This window comes from Pokkaliibacter sp. MBI-7 (genome assembly GCF_029846635.1).
Lineage (GTDB): Bacteria > Pseudomonadota > Gammaproteobacteria > Pseudomonadales > Balneatricaceae > Pokkaliibacter.
Window position 1 is genome coordinate 3,607,501 of record NZ_JARVTG010000001.1, and the last position, 12,066, is coordinate 3,619,566.

The window sequence follows — 12,066 nt, forward strand, 5'->3', positions numbered from 1 at the left end:
TCGGGTAAGTTCCGACCTGCACGAATGGCGTAATGATGGCGGCACTGTCTCCACCCGAGACTCAGTGAAATTGAACTCGCTGTGAAGATGCAGCGTATCCGCGGCTAGACGGAAAGACCCCGTGAACCTTTACTGTAGCTTCACACTGGACTTTGATGTTGTTTGTGTAGGATAGGTGGGAGGCTTAGAAGCAGAGACGCCAGTTTCTGTGGAGCCAACCTTGAAATACCACCCTGACACCATTGAGGTTCTAACTCAGGCCCGTGATCCGGGTCGAGGACAGTGTGTGGTGGGCAGTTTGACTGGGGCGGTCTCCTCCCAAAGAGTAACGGAGGAGCGCGAAGGTACCCTCAGGCTGGTCGGAAATCAGCCAATGAGTGCAAGCGTAGAAGGGTGCTTAACTGCGAGACGGACAGGTCGAGCAGGTACGAAAGTAGGTGCTAGTGATCCGGTGGTTCTGAATGGAAGGGCCATCGCTCAACGGATAAAAGGTACTCCGGGGATAACAGGCTGATACCGCCCAAGAGTTCACATCGACGGCGGTGTTTGGCACCTCGATGTCGGCTCATCACATCCTGGGGCTGAAGCCGGTCCCAAGGGTATGGCTGTTCGCCATTTAAAGTGGTACGCGAGCTGGGTTTAGAACGTCGTGAGACAGTTCGGTCCCTATCTGCCGTGGACGTTGGAGATTTGAGAGGAGCTGTTCCTAGTACGAGAGGACCGGAATGGACGAACCGCTGGTGTTCGGGTTGTGATGCCAATCGCATTGCCCGGTAGCTATGTTCGGACGGGATAACCGCTGAAAGCATCTAAGCGGGAAGCCCCCCTCAAGATGAGATCTCCCTGGATCTTGAATCCTCTGAAGGGCCCTTGAAGACCACAAGGTTGATAGGTGGGGTGTGTAAGTGCTGTGAGGCATTGAGCTAACCCATACTAATTGCCCGTGCGGCTTGGCCATATAAGCTAAGAGACTTGGTTAAGCACTGGATAGACGAAGAGATTTTGTGATCGTCGCAAGCGCATGAAGATGCGAATAATCAAATTAGAGCCACCCTTATTTGAGTAAACCGGCGGCTGTGAGCGAGCGAAGAGTGAGCGAGCAGAGGAAGTAAGTCCGAGAGACTCAGCCAGAATTGCCTGGCGACCATAGCGACGTGGAACCACCTGATTCCATCCCGAACTCAGAAGTGAAACGCGTCAGCGCCGATGGTAGTGTGGGGTTTCCCCATGTGAGAGTAGGTCATCGCCAGGCATTGAAACACAGCAACCCCTGATCGGCAACGGTCAGGGGTTTTGCTTTTGCGGCGAAAAAAGCGCTGGCCTTGCTCGGCTTCCCGAAATGGGTGAGGGAGTGGGGGAAAGGCGCATCGTATCGGCCGCTTCCTCTCCCCCAGACAGCTGCGTTATCCCCAGTAACGATCCACATAGCCCTGAATTGCTTGCCGCATGAAACGGCTGGAGGCTTCTGCCTGCTCCTCCCAGGCAAAGACACAGCTGGACAGCACCCCGTCAAAGCCGCACTCATGCAGTGTTCTGAAAAACACGTCCCAGTCAATTTCGCCCTCCCCGATATTGAGGTGCTGATGCACCCGTGCGGTAGAGCCCGGAGGATTGACAATATAGCGTAGCTGAGAGGAGGCCTTGTGGTTAAAGGTATCGGCAATACGGGCGTGCGCAAGTAGTCCCTGGGTCGCACGGATACTCTCGGCGAGATCATCAGCATAATAAAAACTATGGGGCGCGATATAGGAGCACTTTACCGCGGGGGAGTTGATGGTCTTGATGATCTCAACCGCCGGGTCGATACGCTCCAGCCAGTCTTCTGGATGAGGTTCAATACTGAGAGTAAGTCCTTCGCGCTCCAGCAGGGGGACCAGGACATCCATACTACGCCAGAATGCATTTTCACAGGCTTCAGCAGTATGGCTGCCCGTGCGATCTGCTGCTGATCGTTCTGGAGAACCTCCACGACCAAATTCGGAAACCAGCAGTGGTGCATCCATATCGACGGCAATCTCGATGGTGCGTTTCCAGTTATCGATGGCCACCTCCCATTCGTCACGATACGGGCTTGACCAGCGATACATGGGCTGAAGTGAAGCCAGCCCCACATTATGCTGCTTCAGTGCCTGCTTGAACGTCTGGATACGTTCGGGATACACCCGTGGACGTGTCCACCACTGCAGAAAATCTGCACGTGGTGACAGCTCGATATAGTCGTATCCCAGTTCTTTTGTCAGTCTGCAAATTTCCGGTAATGACAAATGGCGATGCATGTATGGATCAAGGGCTATTTTCATTGTCGTCTCATTCTGGTTGAAGGAAAAGGCACCTGCACCATCGGCCATCGTGAATGTTTCCGGGCGCGAATATTTCAGGCGTTAGTCGCCGTGTAGGTGAGGAATGGCAGGGTATATTGCAGAAGACCGCGGCGCTTATGCACAACGGTATCCTTCATAGTAGTAAGCAGCCGTATGGCCATTTGTTCTAATGGATGAGCCAGCACTACATCCACTTCACCCCGGGCCAAGGCTTCCCGGGTCAGATCGGTAAGATCGTGGCATATTGTCACCAGCTTTCGTGACGGATGGTCACGCAGAGCCTGCAACACTCCCTCTATCCCGCCACCCGCCAGATACAGGCCTACCAAATCGGGATGCTGAGCCAGCAGCTCTTCTGTGGTTGCGCACGCCAGAGGGATATCCTCCAGGCTGATCATCGTTTCGAGAACCTGAAACTCTGGTGCTGACTCACGCATGTAGGCACGGAAGCTGATCTCATTCTCTTCCTGATTCTGATAGCGATGGCTGCCAATCATCAGGCCAATCTTGCCGGACTGACGACTGAGTCGTGACATCATCCAGGCCGCCGTTCGTCCTACTTTGCGATTATCCAGTCCGATGTATCCTGCCCGATTGGCCGCAGACAGGTCTGATATCAATGCAATGACGGGGGTTCCATGGAGGGCGAGCTGATCGATCGCCTGATTAATCAGTGGATGGTCGGCAGCCACTACGGCCAGTACATCACAGCGCTCAGCAAGACGGCGCATCTGATCAATGATCATCTGCGGCACCAGCTCTTCGAGAAAGATAATCTCCAGGCTGTCATATTCATGACCATTGCTTTTCATTGCTTCATTGAGAGCAGATGCGCAGTCTACATAGAAGCGTGTACTGCGTTTCTGCAAAATGACCGCCAGGCGGCATCCCGCTGCGGAGTCCTTGGCTCGTTTGCGAATTAGCCCTGTACGGGGAAAGCCAATACGTTCAGCCGCCTCCAGAACTCGCTGAACCGTTTCCTCATTGACAGGAGCCCGCTTGTTGATAACGCGATCTACGGTTGCAATGCCCACGCCTGCAGCTTTAGCCAGATCGGTCGTAGTGGGTGATTTGTGCATTGTCCATACTCCGGTAATGGGGAGGAGTTATTCTTCCTGTCATGTGCGATGAAAGATAACGTCTGATGGTTTTATCACAGAAAAACCAGCCAGCCTCCCCCGGGCAGACGACTTACTGATAATCGACCCACACGCCTCCGGCATCGGCAGAACGGACGCAGTTTGCTACCCAGCGAACCCCTTCTACACCTGCATGGATATCGGGGTAGCGTAGTGTCGACAGGTATTCCTGATCCTTTCTGTCTGAGGCATCCATGGCCAGAGCGAAGCGGTAGTAAAGATTGGACCAGGCTTCAAAGAGGCCTTCAGGATGGCCACCGCCGATACGATCATCCAGTAGCGCATCGGGATGCAGATAGGACATGCCACGTTCCAGAATCTGTGCCGGTTTCCCCTGTATTTCAAACGACAGCTGATTAGGGTGTTCATCCCACCACTCAATACTGGCTTTGGAGCCTATGACACGGATTTTTTGCCCGTGCATGGACCCTGCATTGACAGCGGATGACCAGACAAACCCCATGGCGCCGCTGCTGTAACGCATCAGGGTGTACGCGTTATCTTCCAGAGGAGCACGGCTTTTGACAAAGCTCTGCCGGGTGCACATCAGGCTCTCTATTTTCAGTTCCGGCAGCATCACTTCGGAAAGATAAAGAGGGTGGGTACCCACATCGCCCAGTACGTAGCTCGGGCCTGCAAACTTCGGGTCAACCCGCCATCTGGTAGCGGGATTGGCCTCTTCTACGGCCTCACTGTGGAATCCGTGAGCAAACTGCATATTAACGATGCGAATATCTCCCAGCTCACCAGCGGCAATCATGGCTCGTGCCTGCTCAATAAGCTGATGGCCGGCATAGCCATAGGTGACACCTACAATCCTGTTTCGGCTCAAGGCCAGTTCTCTGAGTTCTTCTGCTTCGGCAACGCTAAAACAAAGAGGCTTTTCGCAAACGACATGCAGCCCTGCTATCAGTGCGGCTTTGCAAATAGCGAAGTGAGTGCCATTGGGAGTGGCGACGGATACTGCTTGTATACCATCAGGGCGCGGTGCTTCCGCGGCAAACATCTCCTGATAGCTGTCATAGCAGCGTTGTGGATCAAGCCCCAGACTGGTACCAAACTCTCTGCCGCGTGCCGGGTTAATATCAAATGCTCCTGCAACCAGCTGGAAGGTGTTATCACGCATGGCGGCGGAGCGGTGAATATAGCCAATCTGACTGCCCTGGCCCCCTCCTACCATGGCCCAGCGGATCGGATGTGCAGTGCGTTTTTCACCGTTGATCATGTTGTTATCCTTGGCCAGCATCTGGCTGTGCAGTCGCGCGTTGATAAGTCATGCGCATCATGTTTCACGATCTGTTCTGCCTTCGGGACGGGCAAGAGCAAGAGAGGAGACTTAGTGGTTGAATCCCACCTGAGCTAAATAGAGGCGGCTTTCAGTCACGTCACGCAGGCTGGTATCGCTGTTGCACGGATCTCTTTCCTGCTCAATGGTGATAAAACCGTGATAGTCGATGTCTTCCAGACAGGCTTTGAGAGCTGTGTAGTCAATGGCACCTTTACCGATAGGGCACATTACCCCCCGTGCACAGGCATCGAAGAATTTTATTTCTTCCTGCATTATCTGCTGGTAGAGAGAGGAGTCGATATCCTTGAAATGGATATAGTCAATATTATCGGAGTATTTGCGCAGCCAGGTTTCCGGGTCCATCCCTGAGTAATAAAGATGACCAGTATCCAGGCAAAGACCGGCAATATCGTAGCTAATATCAGTAACCAGCTTTTCTATTTCATCAGCAAATTCTATATACCCACCCGCATGAGGATGAATGACGGACCTGACACCGTATTTATTTGCTACGGAGGCAATAGCGCGGATATGTGTCATCATCTGCTGCCAGTGTTGTTCGGACAGACGTGGTGCCGTATCGCTATGCCCTGCCTTGATATCACGCTCAGGATGTCCCCAATCGATGATCACCAGATAAGGAAGAGGAAACTTTTGGCTCTTTTCTGCTGCAGGCATCGGCAGCCGGGTAATGAACTGGCAGATGTTCTCAGCCTGTTGCAGCAAGTTTGTCAGGTTGGAAGGTTCAACCAGATCGTCGAAGATCGTTCCCGCAATAATATTCAGATTCAGACTCTGCAGCTCACGGGAAACAGTGTCTATATCCAGTGGAATATAACCATAGGGGCCGAGTTCAATACCTTTATAGCCGGCAGTGGATGCTTCATGAAGCACCTTCTTCCAGTGAGGTAGAAAAGGGTTTTTAGGATCGTCGACACCCCAGCAGCAAGGTGCGCTGGCAATTTTGATACTCATGATAATTTACACCCTGTTTTATCAGCTGAGCGTGAGCTAATAGCGATTCGTTGTATTTTTCAGTGATGTTTTAATTAATTGCAGTTGTTCAGATATGACCGTTATTTAAAAAAGAGTCATACTTTTTAAGAAGAATTCTATTGAGATTGTTATTTGTATTGTGTTTGCTGAGTGTACGAGTTTCTGCAGTGCGTACAATTGTCAGCTATCATTTCATATCATGTATTATCTTCGTGGCTGGAGCATTGCGTGATAGAACTATCATGTGTTGTCGAGTTGTTCCTCCCGGAGGCCTTATATCTGTGAACGTTATAATGGACCGCCAGGCTGCCGTCGGGGGCGCGCTTTGCAAAAAGGCCCGTCACGCTAAGGTTATTGACATTGTGCTGACATTTGCACAGGACGCCGGAAGTACCTTGATCCCCTTATCACCGGGTAGGATTGCTGTAGATGAAATCTGTCGCCATTGTTGTCTTCCCTGATGTTCTGCTGCTGGATGTGGCTGGCCCGATGGATGTCTTTGCTATTGCCAACCGCTATCTGGCACCGGAGCATGCCTACCGCATTACTACCGTCGGTGCTGAGAGTACCGCCGTGCGGGCCTCCAACGGTCTGCGTGTGCTTGCCGATGAGAGTATTGATAGTGCTCCCCAGGCTTACGATCTCCTGCTGGTGCCCGGTGGACCTGGTGCCTACAACGACATCCCCACCTGTCTGTTACCGTGGCTGCAGGACAGTGCCAGTCAGTCGCAGCATTATGGTTCCATTTGTACGGGGGCCTTTCTGCTGGGGCATGCAGGTCTGCTGGATGGTCACCGTGTTACTACGCACTGGAATTACACCGAACGCCTGTCCCGGCTGTTTCCTGCAGCACAGGTCGAAACCAATCATATCTACCTTCAGGATCGTTACCTGCTGACGTCCGGAGGGGTGACCGCAGGTATTGATCTGGCCCTGTCGGTTGTTGAAGCTGATCATGGCCGTCAGCTGGCACTGACGGTTGCTAAGGTTATTCTGGTGGCGATGAAACGGCAGGGAGGGCAGGGCCAGTTTGGGCCGATGCTGTCTACGGTGGCGAGGGAGGATACGCCAGTATCGCGTGTTCAGTCCTATGTACTGGCGCATATCGACGAGTCGTTTACGGTCGAGCGGATGGCGTCTCTGGCAGCAATGAGTGCCCGTAGCTTTGCCCGGCAGTTTGTTAAAGAAAGCCGCTGTACGCCCATGGAGTTTGTGCTGGGGGCGCGTATTGATCACGCCCGGAAAATGCTGGAAACAACCGAGCTGCCAATGAAGACCGTGGCCTATCACAGTGGTTTTGGTAGTGACCGGCATATGCGGCTGTTGTTTACGGAGCGTCTGGGATTAACGCCATCGCAGTATCGTGAGCGGTTTGGCTTCGACATCTAGCCTTGCACTGCGCTGTTATCAGGCAATGCCGGGGGGTGGCTGAATCCATCCTCGATTTGGCTGTTTCTGTCCCATTATCTGCATTGCAGGAAAAACTCAGACAGCGATGATAAAGGACTACTCATTGCCAGGGAGAGTGCTGAGCCATCCGGACTGATGCATTGCTGCGTAGCCCTGTGAGAGAGGATATCGCCTCTACCGCACAGCGTAGCAGTCGCTGCTTCCGGCTGATTCATCAGGACCGATGAATTCGTCTGGCTTCAGTGTGAATAATGCAGATGACTATGCCGCGAGCCGATCAGAGTGAACAGACGTTTTGCTTTGATGCTTTTACCTTCCATATTCAGCGCCGTCTGGTGACAGAGCAGGGGCAGCCAGTGCGACTGGGGAGCCGTGCGCTGGATATTCTGCAGTTGCTGCTGGAAAACGCTGGCAAAGTGGTCAGCAAAGAACAGCTGATCGCCTACGTGTGGCCCCACTCCATCGTGGAAGATATCAACCTGCGGGTACATATCGCGGCACTGCGCCGTGCACTGCACGATGGCGAGGATGGGCGTCGTTACATCATCACTGTTCCTCAGCGTGGTTATAGTTTTGTTGCCGCCGGTGTCCGGCAGGCTGAAGCTGCCGGACACCCGTCTGGTACGGATCCTGAGCAGACGCTTATTGCCGCGCCGACAGCCACACACAGCTATTCTCTCCCAGTCAGTGCCGCGGCTATCGAGGGCCGTGATGAGCTGGTGGAAGAGCTGGTGCAGCGGTTGCTTTCGCATCGTCTGGTGACTCTGACAGGGCCCGGTGGCGTTGGTAAAAGCTGCACAGCATTACAGGTGGCGGAGCGGGTACGGGGGGTCTATCAGCAGCAGATCTGCATGATCGATTTTTCTGCAGGTCAGGATCCGGTCGCCGTGGCGACCTTGCTCAGCCGTCAGCTGGGGCTGGAGATCAGTGGTCATCCTCACGCCGAACGCCAGCAGCCACGGTTACTGATTTTTGATAACTGTGATAGCCAGCTGAATACCTGTGCAGATATGGCTGAGTCTCTGCTGAAAAGTGTGTCTCAGCTTTCTATTCTGGTGACCAGCTGCGAAGCCCTGCGTATTGAAGGTGAGTATGTGCAGGTTTTACAGCCACTGCCTTATCCGTCACTGGCAAAGGATCAGCAGCCTGAGCGCCTGCTGTCATTTCCCTCTGTGCGTCTGTTGCTCAAGCGCATCCAGGCACGGCAGCAGGACTTTACCCTTAGCGCGGCCAACGCGCCGCTGCTGTGTGACATCTGTCGCCGGCTGGATGGGATGCCTCTGGCTCTGGAGCTGGCGGCATTTCACAGTGAAGCCTATGGAGTACAGGGGCTGTGTCAGCTGTTGGATGAGCATTTTGCGTTTTTGCGGCTGGAGCGTCGTGCCGCCAGCGGCCGTCATCAGTCACTGCAGGCCGTGGTACGCTCTGGCTATGACAACCTGACGGAGCTGGAGCGTGTATGCTTCAAGCGTCTGGGCGTGTTGCGCACGGTGTTTACCCTCAATGTGGCCCTGAAGGTACTGGGCAGCAGGCAGCTCAGTGATGCCTGTATTGTCGAAGCCCTGACCGGGCTGGTGGCCAAATCGATGGTGCAGGTGGATGCGCTGGGGGGAATCGCCCGTTATCGGTTGCTGCATGCGACCCGGGCATTTGCTCTTGAGCTGCTGCAGCAAACGGGGGAACTTGCTGCCATGCAGCGGCGTTATGCAGAGGTGTGTTGCCAGTCCTTCAGAAAAGAAGCAGTAAGTAAGGAGCCCTCACACTGGCAGAGTGCACTGCTGATCTGATATTCACCGGCCGTCAGACCCGCTCAGTCCGACTGTTCCCGTCTCCCCGTCTGGCGTTTAGTGGGAGGTAAGCGGTTGCCATTGCTGCAACAGTGCCCCGACGCGCAGCATATCCGGAGTGGCAAAACCTTCGCTGAACTTGCCGTAGACCGGCGCCAGCAGTTCGTATGCGTCAGCCTGACGTCCCTGGCTGTGCCAGAGCTCTGCCAGGCTGGTCGCGCTGCGCAGTTCCCAGATCAGTGCTCCTTGCTCGCGCGCAATCTGTAATGCCCTCGTCAGCACCTGTTCAGCTGTGTCGGCATCTGCCGCAGGTTGCGACAGCAGATGATCCGCCTTCACTCTCAGTAACTCTGCTGTGGCCCAGCCGGTCAGACCACGCTCTGCGCGCTCCAGTAGCGCCGGACTGGCGAAGCTGGCTCGCAGCGTGGCGATGAATTCGCCAATCATGGTGGCCGGTGGCTGAGGCGGTTGCGGATAAGGACCATGGCTGTCCACTAGCGGCAGATACAGGCGCTGGTAATAGGGTACCCAGTTCTGGAAGAACACCACGGTGTGCCGGTGAGTCAGCTGGGCCAGCAGGGTAAGCCGCTGAATGGCCAGCGGATGCTTGCCGTTGTGAAAGGCGATCACAAAACCTGCCATGCACAGGGTGTAGCAAATGGACGTGGCATGATCGATCCGGGTGGCACGCTCCAGCGCCAGTGTCGCGACCTGACAGGCCTGCTCGGTTAACCCCTGCAGCCAGAGAATACGTGCCTGTAGCGTCAGGGTGGCAACATGCAGATCGTACTGGACCCCCAGATTGTGGGTGACATAGCAGGGGGCATGCTGATCAGGTAGCTGACTGCCAATGCTGTCCAGCAGCTGGCGGGCCTGCCGCTGCTGTCCGGCATAGTGCAGCGCCAGCGCCTGCAGGCGCCTGCTGGTAATCCACACCACGGGCTCGCGTTGCCAGTTCAGTTTCTCGAACTGCTGGCCTTGCTGCAGCCCGGCACGATAATCGCTGCGGCTGAGATTGATCGTCATCTGTCCGGAAATGGCTTGCAGTTGTCCCATCCGATGCTGGCACTGCTCAGCCAGATGGTGGGCGGCGGTGAAGGCCGCCCAGGTTTCCAGGGTATCTCCACGGCAGTGAAACCAGGCACTGCCGAGCAACAGTTGCAGTTGCATGGTGAGCTCGGCGGAGCGTGCGGCGGTTTCACAACTCAACGCCTGTTGCAGATAGCGGCTGTATTCCTGCAGCAAAGACAGCTCCTGCCACAACGGCGAAGACTCGAGGATCAGGCTGATAGCCAGGGCATGATGCAGAGGCCTGTCCAGGGCCCAGTTCATCGCTGCACGCAGTTCGTTCAGCTGCGCCTCACACTGTTGCCGCCAGCCCGGGTCGGACTGCTGCTCCCATTGCTTTCTGGCACGCTTCATCTGCAGCAGACAAAAGTTGGCGTGGTGCAGGGCCGCCAGATCATCCTCCTGCACCTGCTGCAGCTGACCGCGTGCATAGCAGCGTGTGGTAGCCAGCAGGTAGTAACGAAGTGTCAGGTGGCTGTTGTCGACGTTCAGCAATGACTTGTTCACCAGTTCGGCTATGGCCGGCAACAACTGACTGGCTGACAGTGGACCCCAGGGAGCCACCGCGATGGCCGACTCCAGGGTAAAGCGTCCCTCGAAAATGCTCAGCCGGCGCAGGCTCTGCTGCGCCTGCTCGCACAACAGCTCGTAGCTCCAGTCCAGTGTGGCCCGCAACGTCTGATGACGGGGTAGGGCAGTACGGCGGCCCTGTGTCAGCAAACGGAAGCTGTTCTGCAACTGAAACAGCAGATCACGCAGGCCTATGCTGCTGAGGTGAGCGGCAGCCAGTTCGATGGCCAGTGGAATGCCGTCCAGCCGCTGACAAATCTGAACTACCAGCGCCAGTTCCTGAGCATCCGGCGCAAAGTGGCCGGCACAGCCCTGCGCACGCTCCACAAACAGCTGAATAGCAGGAAAATTCAGGACAGTGTGCGGTTCGGCCATCTGTGTGGTGGGGTAAGCCAGCGCATTGAGGCGAATCACTTGCTCCCCTTCGATATTCAGTGGTTCACGGCTGGTGCAGAGCAGGTGCAGGTGCGGTGCATGGCGCAGCAGGCTGTCGGCCAGTGCGGCGATGTCATCAATCAGGTGCTCACAGTTATCGACGACCAGCAGCATGTGGCGGTTCTGCAGGTGTTGGTAGAGCTGCGGCAACGGGTCGCCGTGTGTAGCGGGCAGCTCCAGTACCTTGCTCAGTACCATGCTGATGGCCGACTCGTCGCGCAGCGGCGCCAGATCCAGCAGCCGAATACCCTGTGCAAACTGGCCAAGCAGCAGCTCCGCTGTGCGCAGTGCCACGGTGGTTTTACCGATGCCGCCGATGCCGACCACACTGACCAGACGCTGCTGCGGTGTCAGGGTCAGCAGCCGGTGCAGCACATCATCGCGGCCCAGCATACGGGTCAGGCGGGGCGGCAGGTTGTGTTCCTGCTCACGCCGCAGCGCCGTACCAGAGGGTGTCTCACTGATAATGTTTACCGCCAGACAGTAACCACGCTGCGGCACGGTGACGATATAGCGCTGGCCCCGCTGGCCATCACCCAGTGCCTTACGCAGTGCGGCGATATGCACACGCAGGCTGATCTCCTCAACGCTGCTGTCGGGCCATACCGTTGCCAGCAGCTGCTTTTTACTGACGACTTCACCAGCGTGTTGCAGCAGCACCAGCAGAATATCCAGCGCCCGTTTGCCGAGAGTGAGTGGCCGTTCGCCATCAAAGACCAGACGCTGCTGTGGATAAATACGGTAGGCGCCAAAGCACACCGCCTGTTCCTGCCGTGGATAAGGCTCTGTCACGGCAGTCGGCGGCGGAAGGGGGGAATGGCATGAGTTCATCACAGGTTCCTCGATTGGCCGGGGAGTGGCTCCTGGCAAGGCATCTTCAGACAAACCGCTATGTCGGAAGGTCGCGCCGGTACAGCGTCATACGTTCTGCTATCTGTCTGCATCCACGGCTATCCGTTAAGGATTGTTCAACTATCTTCCGCAGCCCCACCCGTCAATGCAACACAGCATGTCCCTTCCGGCCGTAATTCCTCAGGTGTTAAGCAGTTGTT

Annotated in this window: 7 protein-coding genes and 2 rRNA genes (1 of these 9 only partly in view); 4 read left to right on the forward strand and 5 right to left on the reverse strand. The window is 55.5% G+C overall.

Translation table 11 applies throughout. The features are described from left to right. Together QCD60_RS15985 and rrf are read left to right on the forward strand one after the other, a co-directional pair. Positions 1-958 (forward strand): 23S ribosomal RNA (locus QCD60_RS15985) (it extends 1,920 nt beyond the left edge of the window). 178 nt (positions 959-1,136) lie between these two features. After that, positions 1,137-1,252: ribosomal RNA gene (gene rrf, locus QCD60_RS15990) — 5S ribosomal RNA — on the forward strand. A 151-nt stretch (positions 1,253-1,403) separates the two neighbouring features. Here rrf and QCD60_RS15995 read toward each other — a convergent pair. From QCD60_RS15995 to QCD60_RS16010, 4 genes are all read right to left on the reverse strand, one after another. After that, positions 1,404-2,300: a sugar phosphate isomerase/epimerase gene (locus QCD60_RS15995; RefSeq protein WP_279786977.1), complete on the reverse strand. Its 897-nt coding sequence runs from the start codon at positions 2,298-2,300 to the stop codon at positions 1,404-1,406. Between the two features lie 74 nt (positions 2,301-2,374). Beyond that, complete coding sequence (locus tag QCD60_RS16000) at positions 2,375-3,400, reverse strand: LacI family DNA-binding transcriptional regulator (protein ID WP_279786979.1); 1,026 nt, start codon at positions 3,398-3,400, stop codon at positions 2,375-2,377. A gap of 112 nt (positions 3,401-3,512) precedes the next feature. Continuing rightward, on the reverse strand, positions 3,513-4,685 hold the full coding sequence (locus QCD60_RS16005) for a Gfo/Idh/MocA family oxidoreductase (protein ID WP_279786981.1): 1,173 nt from the start codon (positions 4,683-4,685) through the stop codon (positions 3,513-3,515). 111 nt (positions 4,686-4,796) lie between these two features. Next, on the reverse strand, positions 4,797-5,723 hold the full coding sequence (locus QCD60_RS16010) for a TIM barrel protein (protein ID WP_279786983.1): 927 nt from the start codon (positions 5,721-5,723) through the stop codon (positions 4,797-4,799). 450 nt (positions 5,724-6,173) lie between these two features. Here QCD60_RS16010 and QCD60_RS16015 point away from each other — a divergent pair, with 450 nt between their 5' ends. After that, entirely contained in the window at positions 6,174-7,133 is a 960-nt protein-coding gene (locus QCD60_RS16015) for a GlxA family transcriptional regulator (protein WP_279786985.1), read from the forward strand. A 284-nt stretch (positions 7,134-7,417) separates the two neighbouring features. Further along, on the forward strand, positions 7,418-8,941 hold the full coding sequence (locus QCD60_RS16020) for a winged helix-turn-helix domain-containing protein (protein ID WP_279786987.1): 1,524 nt from the start codon (positions 7,418-7,420) through the stop codon (positions 8,939-8,941). Between the two features lie 57 nt (positions 8,942-8,998). Here QCD60_RS16020 and QCD60_RS16025 read toward each other — a convergent pair whose 3' ends face one another. Beyond that, a complete protein-coding gene (locus QCD60_RS16025; protein ID WP_279786990.1) occupies positions 8,999-11,845 on the reverse strand; it encodes a winged helix-turn-helix domain-containing protein in 2,847 nt (948 codons plus the stop codon). Between the last annotated feature and the right edge of the window lie 221 nt (positions 11,846-12,066).

Excerpts from the sequence above, each read along its gene's own strand:
- QCD60_RS15995 (WP_279786977.1), bottom strand. The coding sequence starts at position 2,300 with ATGAAAATAGCCCTTGATCCATACATGCATCGCCATTTGTCATTACCG.
- QCD60_RS16000 (WP_279786979.1), bottom strand. The coding sequence starts at position 3,400 with ATGCACAAATCACCCACTACGACCGATCTGGCTAAAGCTGCAGGCGTG.
- QCD60_RS16005 (WP_279786981.1), bottom strand. The coding sequence starts at position 4,685 with ATGATCAACGGTGAAAAACGCACTGCACATCCGATCCGCTGGGCCATG.
- QCD60_RS16010 (WP_279786983.1), bottom strand. The coding sequence starts at position 5,723 with ATGAGTATCAAAATTGCCAGCGCACCTTGCTGCTGGGGTGTCGACGAT.
- QCD60_RS16015 (WP_279786985.1), top strand. The coding sequence starts at position 6,174 with ATGAAATCTGTCGCCATTGTTGTCTTCCCTGATGTTCTGCTGCTGGAT.
- QCD60_RS16020 (WP_279786987.1), top strand. The coding sequence starts at position 7,418 with ATGCCGCGAGCCGATCAGAGTGAACAGACGTTTTGCTTTGATGCTTTT.
- QCD60_RS16025 (WP_279786990.1), bottom strand. The coding sequence starts at position 11,845 with ATGAACTCATGCCATTCCCCCCTTCCGCCGCCGACTGCCGTGACAGAG.